The sequence below is a fragment of the Lawsonibacter sp. LCP25S3_E2 genome (assembly GCF_052117285.1).
In the GTDB taxonomy this organism is placed as follows: Bacteria; Bacillota; Clostridia; order Oscillospirales; family Oscillospiraceae; genus Lawsonibacter.
On record NZ_JBQKJL010000010.1, the window covers coordinates 72,698 to 93,466 of the forward strand.

Consider the following 20,769-nt stretch of genomic DNA (forward strand, 5'->3'; position numbering starts at 1 on the left):
TTCAGAGAAAGGCGGGCTTTTTGCCTCGATCGTTGTTTATGCAGATCAATATTGCATTTTTGCTGCAGGAACACTTTTACCATTACTGTAAGCAGGCCATCGGAGATACTTGGGAAGGACATCGGCTCACCTATTTTTGCTACACCGATTTAAAGGAGCTTCAGCAGCTCTTTTTGGAGCAAAAGCCCTACTATGATGCATTTTTTGTCAGTGGACCGCTTCCTTTGGCCGCACTCTGGGAGGTAGATTCTCCTCCCTACGCCATCAAAGACCGAATTGTCAGCTACCTGGCCAACACCTATCGAATTTTGCTGGGACTGCTGCTGAAGCAGCAGGTAGACACGCCCTCCCGCATCGGCATCGATTTTGTGGATGAGAATACGCCCCTGATCCAGGTGCTGGAAGACGACCGGCTGCCGGAACTGATCAACGAGCATGACCGGCACTTTTTGGGAATGACCACCGAGGAGCTGGATCAGCAGGAGGTCCTTTTGGTGGCAGACTACCGGCGGCGCTGCCGGGCCGGGAAGCTGGACGTCATCATCACCAACTACAACAGCGTGGTGCAGGGGCTTGCGGGGGAGGCGGTAAAATGCTACTACTCCTATCCCAGCCGAAACGCCATGGTGCAGTCTTTGGAGCAATGCGTCAAAAAAATCCAGACGGAAAAGCTGCGGCGCAACCAATCTGCCGTCATTCGGGTCAGCCCAAAATATGACCTGCGCACCCGGCACTTTACCCCCAACCACGGCTTGGAGCTGCTCTCCCTCAAAAGCAGGCTTTTGGAATACTGCCACCAGCATCAGATCGAGCCCGTTCTGAAGGATGACCTCACCGATGTGGAGCTCTATTTGACGGTGGAGCAGCTGGGCAACCTCACAAAGCAATTTTCCCAGTTCCATCTCCCCCGCCTTTTGGAGGAACAGGTCGGGTTCCAGGGCTTTGTCAGCTTAGGCAGCGGCGTGGACCTGAGTGCCGCCCGCAGCCACGCCATGCAGGCCCAGGATTACCGCACCCGTCTGGAGCAGGAGGTCTGCATTTATATCGATGAGCAGGAGACCATCCATTCCCTGCCCATTGCCGCCACCGGCTCCCCACCGGAAAGCGGCATTTCCGCCGACGATGTGACGCAGGTGGCAAACCGCTGTCATCTCTCGGCCGAAACCGTCTACCGCGTCATCTCTGCCATGAAAACAGAGCGCACCAATCTCCTTACCTCCGAAGCGCTCATCCGCAACGAGGGCTTCTCTCTGCGTGTCGCCAACCGGGTACTCAGCGCACTGACGGCCAACGGCTATGCAGAAATTGTGGGCCAGCGGCGCATCGGCAACAAGGGCCGTCCCCAGAACCTGCACCGCATTTTTCTGGATTATTAGCGCCCACCCAGGCCATTTGTGCAAAAACACTACACCATTTTCTTAAAAAGATTCAGAGAACCTTCCTTTTGGGTCGTGTTCTCTGAGTCTTTTTTCTTTTTTTCCTTAACGAACATAAGTCTCTCGGCAATTCAGCACACTAAATCGCGATTTTGTTGTGCTATTTGCATAAATTTAGTGCTTTCTTTTCTGTACTTATACCGGGGAACTCTTTGTTGACACCATTGCTCTGGCATAGTATTATACTAAATAAAGTACTGTACTTTTAGCATACCTTAATTATCGTAATGGGAGGCCGATCATTTATGGAGGAAATTCTTGCTCGTATCACCCAGTCAATTGAAACGCACCGGGCCGCGGCTATCGCGCTCAGCGACGATTTGTACGCCCATCCCGAGCCCCCCGGCCAGGAATTTCGCACCAGCAAATTGATGGCCGATTTGCTTGTTCAGGCCGGATATCAGGTGGATTACCCCTATTTAAACATTCCAACCGCCTTCCGCGCGGTGTTGGACAACGGGGACGGTCCCTCTGCCGCCATCCTGGTGGAGTACGACGCACTGCCCGGTTTAGGCCATGCCTGTGGCCACAATGTGCACGGCTCCATGTCTATGCTGGCGGCGCTGGCTCTGGCCGATTTAAAGGATTGCTTCCAGGGCAAGCTGTACATTTTCGGTACTCCTGCCGAGGAGGAAAACGGAGCAAAGGTCCCCATGGCCGCCCAGGGCGCTTTTGACGGGATGTCCCTGGCCATCATGATCCACAGCTGGAGCGGCGGAACGAGCTTGGCCAATATGGACCTGCTGGGGTTGAAATGCTACCTGGTAGAATTCAAAGGACAGGAAGCTCACGCGGTCGCCGCCCCCTGGAAGGGACACAGCGCCCTGGCTGCCGCCCGGAAATTCCTGGACCTCATCGATGCGCGGCGGGAATGCTTTACTCCCGATGTCCACGTCAACGGCGTCATTACCGACGGCGGGGTTTATCCCAACATCCTGCCCGCCCGGTCCGAAGTGCGCATCGAATTCCGAACCGATTCCGCCAGCAAGCTGGCCCAAATGGACGAGGTCGTGAAAAAATGCGCCCAGGGAGCTGCCATGGCGCTGGACTGCGACGTCTCCTTTACCGAGGGCTTTGACGGCTTTGACGACATGGTCCGGGTCCCCGTTCTGGAGCAGGAGGTGCTCTCCATTCTGGAGCAGCTGGGTCTTCCCAGCGGCGAGGTGCAGGCCCCCAACGGTTCCTCCGACATGGGCAATGTGAGCTACCGCTGCCCCTCCATCCAGCCCATGCTCTCCATTTCCGACACCTTCTACGCCCTACATACCCCCGAGTTCCGGGACGAGACCTGCAAGCCCGCTGCCCACCAGGCCATTGCCCACGGAGCCAATTTGATTGCCCAAATGACCCTTCGCACACTGACAGACAGCGCCTTCCGCAAGGCAGTTGAGGAGTCCTACCAAAGCGCAAAATCCCGGAAACTTTAATTGTGTGATAAAGGAGGAACTTTCATGAGCAAACCAAACACACTGGAGAAACGGAAAAAACTTGGCCTGCCCCACATTTACGCCCTCTTGTTCCTGATCATCGTAGTCTGCACTCTTTTGACCTGGATCCTGCCCGCCGGCTCCTTTGACCGGGTGCTCAACGAGGCTACCAACCGCACCGTGGTCGTTCCCGGCACCTATCACGCCGTTGAGTCAAGTCCTGTGGGACTGTTTGACATGTTCCGCTCCATCTATGATGGCTTCATGGATGCCGGCGGTGTCATCTTCTTCGTGTTCATCGCTTACGCCTCCATCAGCATCATCATTTCCAGCGGCGCCTTCAACGGTCTGGTGGCCGCCATGCTGAAGGTATTTAAGGGGAAGGCCCGTGTGGCCATCATCCCCGTATTCCTCACCATCATCGGCATCGCCTCCTCCACCATCGGCCTGTTTGAGGAGTGGTTCCCCTTCATCCCCGTGTTTACCGGCATCGCCATTGCCATGGGCTTTGACGCCATTGTGGGTCTGGCCATCGTGGCCCTGGGCGCCGGCATGGGCTATGCCGGCGCGATGGTCAACCCCTTCACCGTGGGTGTGGCCCAGGGCATTGCCGAGGTGCCTCCCATGTCCGGCACCGGCTACCGTCTGTTCTGCCACCTGTGCATGATCGCCGTGGCCTCCTTCTTTGTCATCCGCTATGCGCTGAAGGTCCAGGCCGACCCCACCAAGAGCCTGGTCTATCACGACGATGTGGCCGCTTCCATGTCTGAGCAGGACGTGCAGAACGCCCGCTTCAGCGTCCGGGAAGTGCTGGTGCTGCTCATTCTGCTGGCCGGTATCATCGTGATCGTCTACGGCTGTAAGACTTACAGCTGGTACTTCCCCGAGCTGGCCGCCTCCTTCACCATCATGGGTATTCTCAGCGCCATCGTTATGGGCTGGGGCCTCAATGACATCGCCAAGAAGTACGAGCAGGGCTTTACCAACGTGGCCATGGCCTGTATGATGATCGGTCTGGCCCGCGGTATTCTGATGGTTCTTCAGGCCGGCAACATCATCGACACCATCGTGTACTACATGTCCCTGCCCCTGTCCTACCTGCCCGCTTGGCTGTCCGCCGTGTGCATGCTGGTCCTCCAGACCTTCCTCAACTTCCTGATCCCCTCCGGCTCCGGTCAGGCTGCCACCTCTATGCCCATTATGGCCCCCCTGTCCGATCTGTTGGGCCTGCACCGGGATGTTGCCGTTCTGGCCTTCCAGTTTGGCGACGGCCTGTCCAACATCGTGTGGCCCACCGGCTTTGCCGCTATCATGTCCGGTCTGGCCGGCGTGAAGATCCAGAAGTGGTGGCGGTTTGTGGTCCCCGTGTTCCTGGCCCTGTTTGTCACCCAGGCCCTGCTGATGGTTCTGGCTGTGGCAATCGGCTTCGGCGCGTACTAAATCCATTCTTCCCTTCAAAAAGCAAGCTGGTTTCTCCCCTCGAAACACGCTTTGTCTTTTACGGTTGCCGATTCCCCATAATCCATTTGATACCAAACAGCAAGCCACGGGGCATCCCTTGTCTTTGGGATGACCCCGTGGCTCCTTTTGTTCCATGGTTCTGTTGGCCAAACAGCCCGTTGGAATGGTAACATATGGGCAAGCGTATTTTTTACAAATGAGGATAGAGGATTTTTTTATTCTATGGTATGATAGCCATGACTTCGCAGGATCGTTTCAGCATTGTACCAGTGACACACCATGACGTGGTAAATGGGGCAGCGGATTGTCTATATTTTTGCCCCTTCCTTGTCACCTTTTCCCGCGCAATTCCCTCTTATACTAATAGAGGTGCATTGGGTAGGAACATTCATGGTACAATGGGAAATCGGATCAGCCATGGAAGGGGGGAGCTTTTTGGATGAGCTGAAGTGGTTTACCGATCAAATCAAGGAAAACGAAAAAACCATGTACCATTTAGCCATGGGCATACTCGGAAACGCTGAGGACGCAGCAGATGCCGCCCAAGAGGCTATTTTGACCGCCTACCAGAAGCTCCCTTCTCTTCGCCAGAAGGAATCCTTTCGGCCGTGGCTCATGCGAATCCTTACCAATGAATGCTACGGGATCCTTCGCAAGAGAAAAAAACTGGTCTCCCTGGAGGAGATTCACGACCTGCCCGCCGTATCCGGCGGAGAGGAGAACCTTCAGCTTTGGCAAGCAGTCTGCACATTGAATGCGCAGCTGAGGGCTGTTGTGGTTCTCTACTACTACCACGGATTCAGCGTAAAGGAAATCGGACACATCCTTGGCATCACAGAGGCCAATGTGAAAACTCGCTTGTCGAGGGCAAGAAAGCACCTCAGGATTCTATTGGAGGGAACAGAATGAATTTCGATGATAAGCTTCGGCAAAAAGCCCGGCACGAGGACATCCCGGTTCCCGAGGCATTCAGCCGCCGGGTGGAGGAAACCCTGGGCAGTCTCCCGGCTCGGCGCACGCGTCCCCATATCTGGCGCCGTTACCTGGGAAGCATATCCGCAGCAGCAGTGGCCCTTGCATTTCTTCTGCCCAATTCCAGTGCCGCAATGGCAGATACCATGGCCGGCCTTCCTCTGGTAGGCCCCCTGTTCCAAGTGATCACCGTACGCACCTATGAGCAGAACGAGGGAAAAAACCACGTCTCCATCGACACCCCACAGATCTCCCAGAATGAACAAAGCCCCGGCGCGCAGGAGATCAACAGTGAAATCGAGACCTATATTGACCAGCTCATCGACGACTATGAGCAGACCGCCCACAGTGATGGCTATTATACGCTCGATGTGACCTGGGAGATCGTAACCAACACAGAGCGCTGGTTCACCCTGCGGATCGATTCGGATCTGATCCTGGCCTCCGGCAATCACCAGGAGCGCTACTATCACATTGATGTCCCCAGCGGCGAGCGCAAGCAGTTGTCCGACCTGTTTGCAGAGGATTACGACTATATCACCGTGATCAGCGACGAGCTGAAACGTCAGATGAGCCAGCGGATGGAAGATGACGCGTCGGAATATTACTGGCTGGAGGGCAGCTCCCAGCTTGGAACCTATTATTTTGATGCCATTGATCCCAACCAGGACTTCTACTTTGACGAACAGGGGAACCTTGTCATCCCCTTTGACAAATATGAGGTGGCACCGGGGAGCGTGGGGAGCCCCAGCTTTACGCTGACCACCCCCGAGCTCTACGATCACCTTCTTTACCGCCCATAAAGCACCAAAGATATACCCCATTGGAGGAACTCCCATGAGAAAAAGAACGATTTCCCTTTTCATTGCCGGTTTTCTGCTGGTCAATCTGTTATCCGCCTGCGGAAGCAGCCAGCCCCAGACGCAGACCCAGGAGCCGCCGGCCGCTCCCACAGAGGAGCAGACAAACCTCAGTGACCGAACCCCCGCTCCTCAGCCCCCCGTCCAAAAGCAAAAGCCGGATGCCGAGCCGCAGTCCCCGGATGAGGCCCCTGCCGCCCCGCAGCCGGAACAGCCGGAATATGATTTCTCCCAGCCTGTCCCCGAGAGCGAAGCGGTGGATAATTCCTACTTTGAGGATGCCGCCTTCATTGGAGACTCCCGGACCGACGGCTTCCTCATTTACAGCGGCATTGGCTGCGGAGAAAACCTGACCTCCAACGGCCTGTCCATTTTTAAGCTGGCCGAGAAAAAGGCCATCACCATTGACGGGAACCAGTATACCCTTTTGGAGGCCCTTGCCCTCAAGCAGTATGGAAAGGTATACCTGTCCCTGGGGATCAACGAGCTGGGCTACTACAACGATCAGGGGTTTTATGATTCCTACTGCCAGGCCATTGACCTCATTCGGGAAAGCCAGCCCAACGCCGTGATTTACATCCAGGGTCTCATTCCCCTCAACGAGGATGTCATTGCAGAGACCGGCGGGGCCAGCTACCTGAAGAACGACCACTTGCAGATCTACAATGATCTGATGAAAAAGGCTGCCGAAGAAAAACAGGTCGCCTTTTTGGATCTGAACCCCGTCTTTGCTGACGAAAACGGCCAGCTCCCCAGGGATGCCAGCGCCGACGGCGTCCACCTGCGCAAGGCCTACTGCCAGCAGTGGCTGGACTACCTGAAAACACATACGGTCTCCTACGATACGTTGTATCCCTCCCAGGAAAATTCCGCGTCTTCCTCTGCCGAGTCTTAAGGGACGGCTCGCGCGATCGTCCCAAGGAACATGTTTGCCCCGCCCTTCCAGCCCATTTCTGGAAAGGCGGGGCAATTTTTTGCTGTGAACCACTCTCCCAAAGTGGGCGGGACCGGCCGGGGCACCCTTTGGGGGGCACAGGCGGTGTGTCCCCCCATATGGGAATGCGCAGAGCGTTCAGACCTCAAACATCAGGTCGCCATAGGTGGGCACGGGCCAGATGTCCTTGTCCACCAGCAGTTCCAGCTCATCCACAGGGGTACGCAGTGCCTTCATGGCCGGTACGATCTGGTCGTGATAGGCGCGGGCCATCTCCGCCATGTTTTCCATGGCATCCACCTTGGTGGAGCGCACCTTCAGCTCCTCCAGGGCCTCGCTGGCCTGCGACAGCAGGGAACTGACCCTGGCCAGCAGCCCCTTCTGCACTGTGACATCGGCCTCGGGACAGGCGGCGGACACAGCGGTAATGGACTGGCCCAGCCGGGTGGTATAGGTAATGGCCGCGGGAATGTAGTGCTTGGCGGCCATGTGGATCATGGTCTTGGCCTCGATGCGCAGCACCTTGGCATAGGTCTCATAGCGGATCTCCGCACGGGCCTCCAGCTCCGATTTGGTGTAGATTCCAAATTTCTCGTAGAGCTCCACCGTCTGGTCTGTCACCAGATAGGGCACCGCATCCACCAGAGAATGCAGGTTGGGCAGGCCTCGTCTGGCCGCCTCCGCCACCCACTGGTCGGAGTATCCATTGCCGTTGAAAATGACTCGCTGGTGCTCGGTCATCCAGTCATGGATCAGCTCGGTACAAGCGGCGTTAAAATCCTCCGCCTTTTCCAGCATGTCTGCGGCATCGCACAGGGACTGGGCCACAATGGCGTTGAGGGTGATGTTGGCCTCGGCAATGGAGTCGGAGGAGCCCACCATGCGGAACTCAAACTTATTTCCGGTAAAGGCAAAGGGAGAGGTGCGGTTGCGGTCGGTGGCGTCCTTTAGAATCACCGGGACAGAGGCCACACCGGAGTCCAGCTTGCCCGCAGCCAGAAGCTGAATGGAATCGGCGTTGGAGACGATCTGCTTCACTACATGCTCCAGCTGGTCCCCCAGGAAGATGGAAATAATGGCGGGAGGCGCCTCCTGGGCACCTAAGCGGTGCTCGTTGCCCACACAGGAGGCCGAGCATCGCAGCAGTCCCGCATGCCGGTCTACCGCCCGCAGGATACAGGCCAGCACCAGCAAAAACTGCAGGTTCTCATTGGGGGTGTCCCCTGGGTCCAGCAGATTCTCCCCCGTGTCCGTGCCGATGGACCAGTTGTTGTGCTTGCCCGAGCCGTTGACCCCGGCATAGGGTTTCTCATGGAGCAGACACACCAGGCCGTGGCGGGTGGCCACCCGCTTCATGGTCTCCATGGTCAGCTGGTTCTGATCCACCGCCAGGTTGCAGGGGGTATAGATGGGGGCCAGCTCGTGCTGGGCGGGGGCCACCTCGTTGTGCTGGGTGGTGGCGGGAATGCCCAGCTTCCACAGCTCCTGGTTCAGGTCGGCCATAAAAGCACCCACCCGCTCCCGGATGACGCCGAAATACTGGTCATCCAGCTCCTGGCCCTTGGGGGCGGGGGCACCGAAGAGGGTACGGCCGGTGTAGATGAGGTCCCGGCGCTTCAGGTACTTCTCCCGATCCACCAGGAAATATTCCTGCTCCGGCCCCACCTGGGGCGTGACCTTCTGGGCCTGGGTGTTGCCAAACAGGCGCAGAATCCGAAGCGCCTGGGTATGGATGGCCTCCATGGACCGCAGCAGGGGAGTTTTCTGGTCCAGCGCCTCCCCGTTATAGGAGACAAAGATGGTGGGGATACACAAAATAGTACCGCAGGACATCGCCTTCACAAAGGCAGGGGAGGTCATGTCCCAGGCGGTGTAGCCCCTTGCGTAGTGGGTGGCACGCAGGCCGCCGGAGGGGAAGGAGGAGGCATCGGGCTCCCCCATGATGAGCTGCTTTCCGGTAAGCTGCAGCAGCGTCTTGCTGTCCTGGGGAGCGGTCAGGAAGCTGTCGTGCTTCTCCGCGGTGACCCCGGTGAGGGGCTGGAACCAGTGGGTGTAGTGGGTGGCTCCCTTTTCCACCGCCCAATCCTTCATGGCATTGGCCACAATGTCGGCAGTGGCCATGGAGATGTTGCCCCCATGGTTCATCACATCTACCAATTCATGGTATACCTTTTTGGGCAGACGCTGGCGCATAACTTCCAGACTGAACACATTGGTCCCGAACATTTCAGAGGGGTTGACACACATAAGATCCCAGTCCTTTCCGCTTCATTTGGAGGAAATGCAAAAAAGAGGCAGTGGTGCCCTTCGTGGACACCATTGCCTCACATTACATTCCAAAGTGGTTGCCGCTGCAAACAGCAAAAGCAAACCTTCTGCCATTACAATAGCGCGCAAAAGAATAAAAAGCAAGCCCAAATTTTGCCTAAAATTTATTCGCTCTCTCTGCCGATCCTGGGGCAATTCACCAGCCGGAGCGAGTCAAAGGCACACTCACCTTCCCCCTCTGGACTTTTTTCCCGTCATCAGGTGGGGCAGCACGATCCGCAGCACTGTGGAGGAGAGCATGGCCCCAATGGCCAGTGCGGCAGCCACACCGAAGGTGTGCAGCAGCGTGGAAAGAAACAAATCAGTCTGACCGTCCACACAGTAGCGCATGGCGTTGTAGATGCCCGCTCCGGGCACCAGCGGAAGCAGGGCCACCTGCAGGTAACCTGTCACCGGGCAACGGCGCACGCGGGCCATCATCTCGGCGTAGATGGCAATGATCACCGCGGCAAAAAAGGCCGGGATCACCTCTCCGCCCGCCAGACGCTGGGCGAGCAGATAGGCCAGCCACCCCAGCGCCCCGCCGAAGCCGCAGATCAGCACACCGAAACCATGGATATTGAATACCAGCCCGAAGCCCACACAGGCGATAAAGGACCACAGGCAGGGGAAAAAAAGTGCGTTCAACAGTTCCATGTTCCTGCCCTCACGTTCCCATGGCCAGGGACAAAATGACCCCCAGAGAGATGGCCGCAGCGGTCAGAATGGCCTCAGCGGTGCGGTTGATGCCCGATATGATATCCCCATTGACGATCTCCCGCATGGCGTTGGTCAGGGCCATACCCGGCACCAGGACCATCAGCGTGCCGATGGTAATGAAGTTTAAATTGACTCCAATGCCCAGATCGGTGAGCAGCAGCGCCAGCAGCGACGCAATAACTGCCCCGATCAGGGTCTGGAAAAAGCCCACCACCCGCAGAGGTTTGCTGAGATAGAGGATCCACAGGCCCACCCCCAGGCCGCACACGCCAGCGCTGAGCATATCTGGAAGATTTCCCCCGAAAAAAGCGGCAAAAAAGGCGGCTGCCACCACATAGCCCATCAGCAGCACCCAGGTGGGATGGGCCCGGTGTCCCTCCCCCAGGCGGCGGACCTGCTCCTTGGCCTGCTCCAGGGGCGGGACCTCCCGGCACAGCCGGCGGCACAGGTCGTTGCAGGCCTCCAGCAGCTCAATGTCCGTTCCGTGGGAGGGGATGCGGCGCATGCTGGTAATGGGGTGGCCCGAGGGTGTGTTCAAGCTGACAATCAGACAGTTGGGGATGGCAAACACCTGGGGCTGCAGTCCATAGGCGGTGAGCAGCCGGTTTACCGACTCCTCTACCCGGTAAATTTCCGCCCCACTGTACATCAGCTGGTAGCCCAGCTCCGTACCCATATTTAGAAGGTCGTCATAGTTGTCGTGCATACCGGATCCCTCCCGTCTCTAGTAGGATACCATCTTTGGAGAAAATAGCAAGGTCTATTTCCGTCCCGAAAAAAAGGCCGCAGAGAAATGATATTTCTCCGCGGCCTTTTGGCTGCATTTATCCGTTTTTCGTTACCTGGTACGTGGTCACATGGTGGTAGCTCTCTCCCTTGCCCAGCACCACGCAGGGGAAATTCTCGTGGTGGATGGCATCGGGCCAGGCCTGGGTCTCCAGGCAGAAGGCCGACCGGGGACCGTAGCAGGCCCCGCCCTTCCCCGCCTCTCCCTCCAAGAAATTGGCGGTGTAGAACTGCATTCCGGGCTGGGTGGTCCGGCACTCCAGACACAGCCCGCCTCCGGTCACTCTGGCCGCCTGCTTCAGAGGGCCCCGGCTCTGGCGATGGAGGACAAAGTTGTGGTCATAACCGTTGCCCAGCTTCAGCTGGGGATGCTCCATGGCCAACCCCACACGGATCTCCACAGGCTCTCTAAGGTCAAAGGGCGTTCCATCCACCGGGAGAACCATCCCCGTGGGGGTGCTGTTCTCATCCATCTCCGTAATAGCATCGGCCAGGATCTGAATCTTCTGCTCCCCCAGAGAGCCGTGGGCGTGGCCCAGCAGGTTAAAATAGCTGTGGTTGGTGAGGTTGCAGAGGGTATCCTGGTCGCTCCGGGCCTGATACTCCAGCGTAAGTGTCCCGTCCTCTGAAAGGGAATAGGTCACCTGCACCGCCAGGCTGCCGGGGAAGCCCTCCTCCCCATCGGGACTGTTGCGGGTGAGCACCAGCGCACCGTTCTCCTCACGGGCCGCCCAGATGGCCCGGTCAAAACCCCGCAGGCCCCCGTGGAGGCAGTTGGGGCCGTTGTTGACCGCCAGGGGGTAGTGCACCCCGTTCAGGTCGAAGGCAGCCCCGCCGATGCGGTTGGCCACCCGGCCCACCAGGGCGCCGAAATACTTGTCTTGGTTCTCGTAATCCTCCAGCGTCTCACAGCCCAGCACAATGTCCCGGCTTCCCTCCGGGGCGGGGACGCAGAAGGAGCGGAGAATTCCTCCATAGGTCAGCACCTGGGCGGAATATTCCCCGGCACACAGGGTCCACGCCTCCACTTCCCGGCCCTCTTTGGTCCGTCCGAAGCTTTGACCGATCAAGTTTGCCATTCCTTACACCTGCCTCAGGAAACGCAGGAAGGCCTCTTTGCCCTCCGGGGTGCGCTTGTAGACACCGGCGTGCTCCAGCACTTGGGAGAACACCAGTCCGGTCTCCTTTTGTACAATATCCAGCGCGTTTTCCGGGGTGATCTGGTACTTGCCCCGGAAGCTCTCCGCCCAATCGGCGTGGCTCTCGGTCAGGGGATCGGCGCGCAGGTCCTCCCCGGAGGCCAGCTTCTCCGCCACCGCGGCCAGCTCCGCTTTCAGCCGGGCGGGCAGCACAGCCAGGCCCATCACCTCGATGAGGCCGATGTTCTCCTTCTTGATGTGATGAAGCTCCGCGTGGGGGTGGTAGAGGCCCAGGGGGTGCTCGGACGTGGTCAGGTTGTTGCGCAGCACCAGGTCCAGCTCATAATCCTCTCCCCGCCGCCGGGCGATGGGGGTGATGGTGTTGTGGGGCTCCCCGTCGGTCTCGGCCAGGATGGTGGCCGTCTGGTCGGTGTAGCCTCTCCAGCTCAGGAGGATCTTGTCGGCCAGCTCCACCAGCCGCTGGGGATCGGCACAGGTGAGACGGACCACCGACATGGGCCACTTCACAATGCCGGATGTTACGTCCTCATAGCCGGGGAAGGTGAACTCCGTCTCCACCGGGGCCTTAGCCATGGCGAAGGTGTAGCGGCCGCCCTGGAAATGGTCATGGGCCAGGATGGAGCCGCCCACAATGGGCAGATCGGCGTTGGAGCCCACAAAGTAGTGGGGGAACTGGCCCACAAAGTCCAAAAGCTTGCCAAAGCAGGCCCGGTCGATCTTCATGGGGGTGTGCTCCCGGTTCAGACAGATGCAGTGCTCGTTATAGTACACATAGGGGGAGTACTGCAAAAACCAGGGAGAGCCGTTGATGGTGATGGGGACAATGCGGTGGTTCTGCCGGGCGGGGTGGTTCACCCGGCCTGCGTAGCCCTCGTTCTCGGCGCACAGCTGGCACCGGGGATAGGCGGAGGCGGGCAGGTTCCGGGCGGCGGCAATGGCCTTGGGGTCCTTTTCCGGCTTGGACAGGTTAATGGTAATGTCCAGCTCCCCGTACTCGGTGGGGGCCTTCCACTGCATATCCTTGGCGATCCGGTCCCGGCGGATGTAGTTGGTGTCCTGGCTGAATTTATAGTACCAGTCGGTGGCCTTCTGGGGGTCCTCCGCCCGCAGGGCCTGGAAGTGGTCGATCACCTGGCCGGGACGGGGAGTGAGGGCACCCATAATTTTCGTATCAAAGAGGTCCCGGTAAACGATGGAATTCTCCTTCAGTACCCCCCGTGCATGGGCATCGTCCATGAGGGCGTCCAGGATGACGGGCAGTTCCCCCTCCTCCAGGACGGGCAGCTGCTCCGGCATGGCGCAACCGTCCAGCTCCAGCACTTCCAGCAGGGCGTTCACCGCCCACATCTGCTCCTCAGGGCGGATGAGCTCCTTGTCCAGGGCGTAGGCGATCAGTTTGGCAATGGCCTGGTCACGTTCCATGCTCAGCCCTCCCCATATCCGTTGGGGTGGTCCTTGTGCCAGGCCCAGGCAGAGGCCACAATGGTGCTCAGGTCGTTAAACTGAGGCTTCCACCCCAGCACCTTCACCGCCTTCTCCGAGGATGCGATGAGCTGGGCCGGGTCGCCCGCCCGGCGGGGGGCGATCTTGGCGGGAATGGGGTGGCCGGTGACCTGGCGGGCCACATCCACCACTTCCTTCACCGTAAAGCCCACGCCGTTGCCCAGGTTAAAGACGTTGTTCTCGCCGCCCTTGATCAGGTAGTCCAGGGCCAGGATATGGGCCTGGGCCAGGTCGGTGACGTGGATGTAGTCCCGGATGCAGGTGCCGTCCTTGGTGGGATAGTCGTCGCCGAACATGCTCACCGCCTCCCGCTGGCCCAGGGGGACCTGGAGGATAATGGGAATGAGGTGGGTCTCGGGGTTGTGGGCCTCACCGATCTTGCCGGAGACATGGGCGCCGCAGGCGTTGAAGTACCGCAGGGCCACATACCGAAGGCCATGGGCACGGGAGACCCAGTTCATCATCTGCTCCATGGACAGCTTGGTGTTGCCGTAGCAGTTGGTAGGCACAGTGGGGTCACTCTCCAGAATGGGCACCCGCTCGGGCTCACCGTAGGTGGCAGCGGTGGAGGAGAAGACGATCTTATCCACCCCGTGCTCCACCATGGACTGGAGCAGCACCATGGTGCCGTAGAGGTTGTTGTCATAGTACTTCAGAGGGTCAGACATGGACTCGCCCACCTGGGAAGAGGCGGCAAAGTGGATGACGCCCTCAATATCCTCCGCCTGGAACAGGGTGTCCAGGGCACCCTTGTCCCGGATGTCCAGCTCATAAAACTTCGCCTTGGGGTGGACGGCGGCCTTGAAGCCGGTCTGCAGGTTATCGGCCACCACTACCTCGCGGCCCGCGTCAATCAGTTCATATACCGTATGAGAGCCGATGTAGCCGGCTCCGCCCAATACCAAAATCGCCATATTCAATGCGCTCCTTTCGTATTCCGTTCCATCCTGCTGCAGTTAGGAGCAGAGCACCGTGCCGCCCACCGGCCGGATGCTCAGCACATGGCAGCTTCCGCCGCCCAGAGCCTTCTCTACCTGCGTCCGGAAATTCTCCAGCCCGTCCAAGGGAACAAAAGCCTGGATGGTGCCCGCAAAGCCGCCTCCGTGGACCCGGCAGGCGCCCTTGCCCTGCAGGGCCCGCTCGGCCACGGTGAGGGCCACGGCCATGGCCTGCTCGGCCACCGCACCGGCGGGCGTGATGTCCTGCAAAAGTTCCCAGGAGGACCGGCCCGACTCCCGCACCAGGGCCAGGAAGGTCTCCATATCACCCTGTTCCAGGGCGTCCGCCTCCTGCTGGGAACGGCGGTCATCTGCAAAGAAGTGCAGGGCCCGGAGCACCGCCCGGTCCCCCACCGCCTTCCGAAGCTGAGGCAGCTTCTCCACCACCTGCGCCTCGTCCACCTCCCGCAGCACCTGCTTGCCAAAGTAGGCGGCTACCGCTCCCATTTCCTGGGGCACCGCGGCATATTCGCTGGTCAGGTCGGCGTGGCTGGCTCCGGAGTCAATGATGCACAGGGCATAGCCCAATCCGGCCAGATCCACCGCCACGCTCCGCACCACCGGGGCGGCAGGGTCGGCAAAGTCGATGGCCACCGCGCCGCCCACAGAAGAGGCCGTCTGGTCCATCAGCCCGCTGGGCTTACCGAAGAAGATGTTCTCCGCCTTCTGGCCCATCTGGGCGATGGTCACAGGGTCCAGCTGGCCCTGGCAGAACAGGTCGTTCTCAATGACCCCCAGCAGCACCTCGCAGGCCGCGGAGGAGGACAGGCCGGAGCCAGGCAGCACCTGGGAGGTGGCATACACATCAAAGCCCGCGACCTTATATCCCATCTGAGCAGCCTGGGCCGCCATGCCCCGTACCAGGGAGGCGGTGGATTCCTTCTCGTCCTCTTTCGGCTCCAGGGTGTCTAGCTCCACCTCCACCATGGGCCAGCCCTCTGACTGGAAGCGGATGGTGTTGGTGCCGTTCAAGGCCGCACAGGCCAGAAAATCCAGATTCACCGCTCCGGCCAGAACCCGGCCGTGCTGATGGTCGGTATGGTTGCCGCAGATCTCTGTGCGGCCTGGGGCGGAACACAGGGACACCTGGGTGTCCTCACTTGCGCCAAAGGTACGCTGAAAGCAGTCCAGAAGTGCAGCCACCCGCTGCCGTCCGGCCTCCAGGTCACTGCACAGTATGGCTTTCAGGCCCTTGTCCAGTTCACCGGAGCCCAGCGCCCGGCGCACATCCACCAGTTTTTGCATGTTAATCCCCTCTCTTTTCCCACCGGAAGTACGTTTTCTCCCGGCCGGGCCGTTTTGTTCATCTTATCATATTCGGCTTTTGATTCCAATCCCCCGCCATGTTCCAGCAGAGACGCCCTCCAGCCGCAGCACTTTTTTCTCCCCAAAAATCCGGCGAGACAAAGCCGCCGCAAAGCAGTGGGATCTCCATATCTGCTTTGCGGCGGCTTCCTGCCGAGGTATTGAATGGATTACTTCTTCTGGACGTACTTCAGGCAGTCCAGCATAACAGCCACCAGGATGATGACACCGGAGAACACGAACTGCAGGTTGGTGTCAATGCCCAGGATGGTCAGGGAGTAGGTCAGGGCGGTGAAGATAAACACGCCCACGACCACGCCGGAGATCTTGCCGATACCGCCGGTGAAGGAGATACCGCCCACCACGCAGGCGGCGATGGCGTCCATTTCCCAGCCCTGGCCATAGGCCGCGGAGCCGGAACCGAACATACGGATACACTCCAGCCAGGAACCAAAGCCGTACAGGATACCAGCCATGACAAAGGCACCCACAGTGACCTTGAACACGGAGATACCGGAAACAGCCGCCGCCTCAGGGTTGCCGCCCACAGCGTAGAGGTTCTTGCCGAAGGTGGTCTTGTTCCAGATGAACCACACGATGACCACTGCGGCGATGGCCCAGAGAATAATGGTGGGGAAGCCGTTGATTCTGGGCATGATCATGCCGGAGATGGAGGAGTCGATGGCACCGAAGGACACACCCTTGGTGGAGTAAGTAACCAGGCCGAAGATGACCAGCATGTTGGCCATGGTGGAAATGAAGGGGTGCATCTTGAACTTTGCGGTGAAGAAACCGGCGATGGTGGTAAACACCGTACACAGCACGATACAAACCACCAGAGCAAAGATGATGCGCACCACCACAGGCAGGCCGGAGAAGTCAAAGACATGGCCAAACACAGAGCCCGTGTTGGGACCCTGGTGCATGATAATGGTAGCAGCGGTCATGCCCATGCCAACCATACGGCCGATGGACAGGTCGGTACCGGCCAGCAGAATGAGGCCGGCCACGCCCAGCGCCAGGAACATTCTGGGGGAAGCCTGCTGCAGAATGTTCAGGACGTTGTTCACCGTCAGCAGCTGAACATTGGGCCCCTTGATGATGGGGGTAATGATACACAGGGCGATGAAGATGACGATGATGGCCAGATACAGGCCGTTGCGCAGGAAGAAGTCCCGCTGGTTAAAGGTGTACTTGTAGTTCTCCCACCGCTGGGCCATGGTCTCGCCAAAGGTGAAGCGGGACATGCGCAGCATGTCGATCAGGTGATACTTGTGCTCAAAGGCCGCATGGCGGCGGTCCTTTACCTCCTGCAGGTCCTTGGCCAGACCCATCTTGGCGTCAAACAGGCGGTTTTTGTGGACGTACTTCTCGTCCTTGATCTCCTGGGGATCGCTGAGCTTGGCCAGGGTGGCCTGGTGCTCCTTGGTGAGCTCCTCCAGGGCCGCCTGGTACTTCTTCTGGGCCTGGACCTTTTCTTGCTTGCAGCTTTCCAGCACCGGCTGGTAATAGGTGCTGTACTGGGCCTTCAGGTAGCTCTCCGCGTCGGCGATGAGCTTGGCGACCTGGTCCTTGTTCTGGGCCTCCACCGCCTTGGCCTGTTCCAGCTCTTTGGTATACTGGGCGGTCAGCTTGGCCTTCTCGTCCGGGGTATAGATGCGGTCGCGCTTCAGGTTGTCCAGATTGCTCTGAAGCTCGATCACCTTATCCGTGCCCTCCACACGCAGGGCATTGACTTGCTCTTGGATCTTGCCGACGTACTCGTCAATGGGCTGGCGGAGCTTCGCCTCCTGCTCAGCCGTCAGAATTTTTGTGTTTTCTGTTGCCATATGCAATATCTCCCATTATAGGTATTTTGCACTCAGTCGCAAAAGTTCTTCCTGGTTGGTCTCCTTGGTGTTCACAATTCCGGACAGATGCCCGTTGGACATCACGCCGATGCGGTTGGTAATCCCGAGGATCTCCGGCATCTCAGAGGAAACCACGATCACGGTCTTCCCCTGCTTTGCCATGTTGATAATCAGCTCATAGATCTCGTACTTAGCGCCTACATCGATGCCTCGGGTGGGTTCGTCCATCATAAAGACCTGGGGCTCACGCTCCAGCCACTTGCCGAAGATAACCTTCTGCTGGTTGCCGCCGGAGAGGCTGGTGATCATATCGTCCGGCCCCATGCACTTGGTGTGCATGATCTTGATTTCCTTGTTGGTGGCCTTCACCATCTTGGGATTGGACAGGGCCAGACCCGACTTATACTGATTCAGGTTGGCAATGGTGGTGTTAAAGGTCAAATCGCACTTCAGGAACAGGCCGTTGGCCTTGCGTTCCTCGGTGATCATGGCAAAGCCATGTTCAATTGCTTCCTTAGCACTGGAGAAATTCATCAGCCGGTTTTTAAAATAGACCCGGCCGGCTGCTCTGGTACGAACGCCGAAAATGGTCTCCAGCAGCTCGGTACGTCCAGCGCCCACCAGGCCGTAAAGGCCAAAGATCTCGCCCTCTTTTACGTCAAAGGTGACGTCCTGAAGATAGGGGGCGTACTTGGTGGACAGGTGCTGTACGGACAAAATGGTGTCGCCGGGGGTGTTGTCCACTGGAGGGAACCGGCTCTCCAGGGAACGGCCCACCATGGCGGTGATCAGCTCGTTCATGTTGGTGTCCTTGGCGCTCTTGGTCATGACCAGGTTGCCGTCACGCAGGACAGAAATCTCATCACAGATCTCAAATATCTCGTCCATTTTGTGGGAGATATAGATCAGGGAAATTCCCTGTGCCTTCAGCATCCGCATCATCTCAAAGAGCTTATCCACCTCCTGCACGGTCAGGGAAGAGGTGGGCTCATCCAGGACGATTACTTGTGAATTGTAGGAAATTGCCTTGGCAATTTCACACATCTGTCTCTGAGAGACAGACATATTCCGCATAGGCTGGGTCAAGTTGACGGTCATTCCCAGCTTGCGGAACAGCTCGGAAGCCTTCTTTTTCATACTGCCCTCGTCAACCATCCCGCCGGTGGTGGTGGGATAGCGGCCCAGGAACAGGTTGTCAATGACATTCCGCTCCAGGCACTGGTTCAGCTCCTGGTGAACCATGGCGATTCCATTTTCCAGGGCATCCTTGGGACCGGAAAAGCTGATTTCTTTTCCGTTTAAGAAAATTTTCCCCTCATCCTTCTGGTAGGTGCCGAACAGGCACTTCATCATGGTGGACTTACCGGCGCCATTTTCGCCCATCAGTCCCATGACGGTTCCCCGCTTTACATCCAGGTTGATATGGTCAAGCACCCGGTTTCGGCCGAAAGACTTGCTCATACCGCGGATTGACAGGACAATATCGTCTTTCGCATCTGCCATTCTCGTTACTCCCGTTTGTCCATATTAGCAGTTTCAGCGAACAGTCTGATTCTGCCGGATTCTTCTTCAAAAGTGCTGTTAGGGAGAATTCCTTCCGCCGAACGGAGAAACAATTCTCACGAACGGAGAATTCCTTCTCCCTAACAGCAAGGCTTTATGGATTCCTCAGCACGGAATCTTACCGCTTCAACGCGGTGGAATTACTGGGCCAGCAGGCCGGTGTAAGCGGCGGCGTTGTCGGTCTTCACCATGTTGATGGCGAAGGCGTCATAGGCGCTGGGGTTGCCCAGACGGTTGGTGATGTTGGACTCGGTCTGGCCGTCGCCGGCGATGTACTCAACATTCAGGTTCAGGAAGTCGTCGTACTTCTCCAGCAGGGGCTGATAGGTGGAGCCCAGGAAGTTATCAGCGGAGTTGTAGATGTTCAGCCAAACGTTCTTGGTGGGGTGAGCGGTGGCGTCCAGCTGGTTGGAAACAGGAGCATAGGGGACGGTGGAGTCCAGGAATTCCTGATAGTTCTCAGCGGTGACAGCCACGTTCAGAGCATAGTAAGAACGGGTAGCCTCGTCATAGTAGAACACGTCCTCGCCCAGCACGTTGCCGGCGTCGTCGGCAGTGCCGATACCGGTGTCCACGTCCACGCCGTCCAGAGCGTTGCGCAGCACGCGCAGGGTCAGGTAGGCCTGCACGTCAGCGTGCTGGCTGATGGTGCCGCCGTAACCTTCCGCGATAGCGGCAACGGCGTCGGAGTTGGCGTCATAACCAAAGGTGGGAACCTCGTTGGCCTTGGACCAGGCGTTGAACATAGCCATGCCCATGCCGTCGTTGTTGGAGGCCACGATGTCGATCTGATCGCCGAAAGAGGCGGACCAGGTGTTGATGGCGTTGCCGGCGGTGGCAGCGTCCCAAGTGGCACCGGCGGAGTTCTTCATCTCCTGGGAAGCCAGCTCACGGACGATGTAGGTGGTGCCGCCCACGGTGATCTCGCCGTCCTTCACGAAGGTGGAGGTGCCGTCTACGTTGGTGCCCACGGGAGTGCTGTCGATGGCGCCGTTGGCCTCAACAGCGGTGCCCAGAGCGGAACGGACGCCGCGGGTACGGGCGATGGAGTCGTTGTGGCCGATGTCGCCGATGGCCAGCACGTAGCCGATGATGCCGTCGCCGTTGCGGTCCAGGCCCTCGATGTTGGCCTCGATGTAGTTCTTGATCATGGTGCCCTGGAGCTCAGCGCCCTGGTTGGCGTCGAAGCCCACATAGTAGGTGTCCTCGTTGAAGCTCAGAGCGGTCATGTCCAGCTCGCCGGTGGAGCTGTTGGAGGGCTGGCGGTTGAACCAGACCAGGGGCTTGTCCTTGTTGGCCACAGTGGTGGTCTGGGCGGCGCTGCTGCCGGCGCTGGTGCTGGTGCTGGCGGAAGAGGACTGGGAAGTCTTATCCCCACCAGAGCAGGCGACCAGGCTGAGGGACATTGCAGCGGCCAGGGTCAGTGCAAGAGCTTTTTTCATAGCAATTCTCCTTTTCATAAAACCGTTTAAATGGGATGTTCGCGC

At 58.5% G+C, this 20,769-nt stretch carries 16 protein-coding genes; 6 read left to right on the forward strand and 10 right to left on the reverse strand.

Annotated elements, in window-relative coordinates; genetic code table 11:
- The first annotated feature begins 20 nt into the window (after positions 1-20).
- The 6 genes from ACTQ3R_RS10315 (at position 21) to ACTQ3R_RS10340 (ending at position 7,051) form a co-directional block, all read left to right on the forward strand.
- Entirely contained in the window at positions 21-1,376 is a 1,356-nt protein-coding gene (locus ACTQ3R_RS10315; RefSeq protein WP_441779165.1) for a hypothetical protein, read from the forward strand.
- Between the two features lie 305 nt (positions 1,377-1,681).
- On the forward strand, positions 1,682-2,863 hold the full coding sequence (locus ACTQ3R_RS10320; RefSeq protein ID WP_441779166.1) for an amidohydrolase: 1,182 nt from the start codon (positions 1,682-1,684) through the stop codon (positions 2,861-2,863).
- A gap of 24 nt (positions 2,864-2,887) precedes the next feature.
- Entirely contained in the window at positions 2,888-4,303 is a 1,416-nt protein-coding gene (locus ACTQ3R_RS10325; RefSeq protein WP_441779167.1) for a YfcC family protein, read from the forward strand.
- A gap of 456 nt (positions 4,304-4,759) precedes the next feature.
- On the forward strand, positions 4,760-5,233 hold the full coding sequence (locus tag ACTQ3R_RS10330) for an RNA polymerase sigma factor (protein WP_441779168.1): 474 nt from the start codon (positions 4,760-4,762) through the stop codon (positions 5,231-5,233).
- On the forward strand, positions 5,230-6,099 hold the full coding sequence (locus ACTQ3R_RS10335; RefSeq protein ID WP_441779169.1) for a DUF3298 domain-containing protein: 870 nt from the start codon (positions 5,230-5,232) through the stop codon (positions 6,097-6,099). Before ACTQ3R_RS10330 ends, ACTQ3R_RS10335 begins: the two co-directional genes overlap by 4 nt.
- Positions 6,100-6,133: 34 nt before the next feature.
- A complete protein-coding gene (locus tag ACTQ3R_RS10340; protein WP_441779170.1) occupies positions 6,134-7,051 on the forward strand; it encodes a GDSL-type esterase/lipase family protein in 918 nt (305 codons plus the stop codon).
- A gap of 177 nt (positions 7,052-7,228) precedes the next feature.
- Here ACTQ3R_RS10340 and ACTQ3R_RS10345 read toward each other — a convergent pair whose 3' ends face one another.
- The 10 genes from ACTQ3R_RS10345 to ACTQ3R_RS10390 all read right to left on the reverse strand — a co-directional run bounded on the left by ACTQ3R_RS10345 (position 7,229) and on the right by ACTQ3R_RS10390 (position 20,724).
- Positions 7,229-9,337 carry a glutamine synthetase III family protein gene (locus ACTQ3R_RS10345; RefSeq protein ID WP_441779171.1) on the reverse strand — a complete coding sequence of 703 codons (2,109 nt, stop codon included), beginning with the start codon at positions 9,335-9,337 and terminating at the stop codon, positions 7,229-7,231.
- A gap of 246 nt (positions 9,338-9,583) precedes the next feature.
- Positions 9,584-10,054 carry a threonine/serine exporter family protein gene (locus ACTQ3R_RS10350; protein ID WP_441779172.1) on the reverse strand — a complete coding sequence of 157 codons (471 nt, stop codon included), beginning with the start codon at positions 10,052-10,054 and terminating at the stop codon, positions 9,584-9,586.
- Positions 10,055-10,064: 10 nt separating this feature from the next.
- Positions 10,065-10,823 (reverse strand): threonine/serine exporter family protein, encoded by a 759-nt coding sequence (locus tag ACTQ3R_RS10355; protein WP_441779173.1) that lies wholly within the window; start codon positions 10,821-10,823, stop codon positions 10,065-10,067.
- Positions 10,824-10,941: 118 nt separating this feature from the next.
- Positions 10,942-11,982, reverse strand: a complete 1,041-nt coding sequence (locus ACTQ3R_RS10360) for an aldose epimerase family protein (protein WP_441779174.1) — start codon at positions 11,980-11,982, stop codon at positions 10,942-10,944.
- A 3-nt stretch (positions 11,983-11,985) separates the two neighbouring features.
- A complete protein-coding gene (gene galT, locus ACTQ3R_RS10365) occupies positions 11,986-13,485 on the reverse strand; it encodes a UDP-glucose--hexose-1-phosphate uridylyltransferase (protein WP_441779175.1) in 1,500 nt (499 codons plus the stop codon).
- 2 nt (positions 13,486-13,487) lie between these two features.
- The gene (gene galE, locus ACTQ3R_RS10370) at positions 13,488-14,480 is read right to left on the reverse strand and encodes a UDP-glucose 4-epimerase GalE (protein WP_441779176.1); all 993 of its coding nucleotides are present in this window, start codon (positions 14,478-14,480) and stop codon (positions 13,488-13,490) included.
- Positions 14,481-14,522: 42 nt separating this feature from the next.
- Positions 14,523-15,809: a galactokinase gene (locus ACTQ3R_RS10375; protein ID WP_441779177.1), complete on the reverse strand. Its 1,287-nt coding sequence runs from the start codon at positions 15,807-15,809 to the stop codon at positions 14,523-14,525.
- Between the two features lie 230 nt (positions 15,810-16,039).
- Entirely contained in the window at positions 16,040-17,698 is a 1,659-nt protein-coding gene (locus tag ACTQ3R_RS10380) for an ABC transporter permease subunit (RefSeq protein ID WP_441779178.1), read from the reverse strand.
- Between the two features lie 15 nt (positions 17,699-17,713).
- Positions 17,714-19,222, reverse strand: coding sequence for a sugar ABC transporter ATP-binding protein (locus ACTQ3R_RS10385; RefSeq protein WP_441779179.1), 1,509 nt, complete (start codon positions 19,220-19,222; stop codon positions 17,714-17,716).
- 200 nt (positions 19,223-19,422) lie between these two features.
- A complete protein-coding gene (locus ACTQ3R_RS10390; RefSeq protein ID WP_441779180.1) occupies positions 19,423-20,724 on the reverse strand; it encodes a substrate-binding domain-containing protein in 1,302 nt (433 codons plus the stop codon).
- Positions 20,725-20,769 lie beyond the last annotated feature (45 nt).

Bases quoted from the DNA above. Each gene is read 5' to 3' on its own strand.
- ACTQ3R_RS10320 (WP_441779166.1), top strand. From the start codon at position 1,682: ATGGAGGAAATTCTTGCTCGTATCACCCAGTCAATTGAAACGCACCGG.
- ACTQ3R_RS10325 (WP_441779167.1), top strand. From the start codon at position 2,888: ATGAGCAAACCAAACACACTGGAGAAACGGAAAAAACTTGGCCTGCCC.
- ACTQ3R_RS10335 (WP_441779169.1), top strand. From the start codon at position 5,230: ATGAATTTCGATGATAAGCTTCGGCAAAAAGCCCGGCACGAGGACATC.
- ACTQ3R_RS10340 (WP_441779170.1), top strand. From the start codon at position 6,134: ATGAGAAAAAGAACGATTTCCCTTTTCATTGCCGGTTTTCTGCTGGTC.
- ACTQ3R_RS10345 (WP_441779171.1), bottom strand. From the start codon at position 9,337: ATGTGTGTCAACCCCTCTGAAATGTTCGGGACCAATGTGTTCAGTCTG.
- ACTQ3R_RS10350 (WP_441779172.1), bottom strand. From the start codon at position 10,054: ATGGAACTGTTGAACGCACTTTTTTTCCCCTGCCTGTGGTCCTTTATC.
- ACTQ3R_RS10355 (WP_441779173.1), bottom strand. From the start codon at position 10,823: ATGCACGACAACTATGACGACCTTCTAAATATGGGTACGGAGCTGGGC.
- ACTQ3R_RS10360 (WP_441779174.1), bottom strand. From the start codon at position 11,982: ATGGCAAACTTGATCGGTCAAAGCTTCGGACGGACCAAAGAGGGCCGG.
- galT (WP_441779175.1), bottom strand. From the start codon at position 13,485: ATGGAACGTGACCAGGCCATTGCCAAACTGATCGCCTACGCCCTGGAC.
- galE (WP_441779176.1), bottom strand. From the start codon at position 14,480: ATGGCGATTTTGGTATTGGGCGGAGCCGGCTACATCGGCTCTCATACG.
- ACTQ3R_RS10375 (WP_441779177.1), bottom strand. From the start codon at position 15,809: ATGCAAAAACTGGTGGATGTGCGCCGGGCGCTGGGCTCCGGTGAACTG.
- ACTQ3R_RS10380 (WP_441779178.1), bottom strand. From the start codon at position 17,698: ATGGCAACAGAAAACACAAAAATTCTGACGGCTGAGCAGGAGGCGAAG.
- ACTQ3R_RS10385 (WP_441779179.1), bottom strand. From the start codon at position 19,222: ATGGCAGATGCGAAAGACGATATTGTCCTGTCAATCCGCGGTATGAGC.
- ACTQ3R_RS10390 (WP_441779180.1), bottom strand. From the start codon at position 20,724: ATGAAAAAAGCTCTTGCACTGACCCTGGCCGCTGCAATGTCCCTCAGC.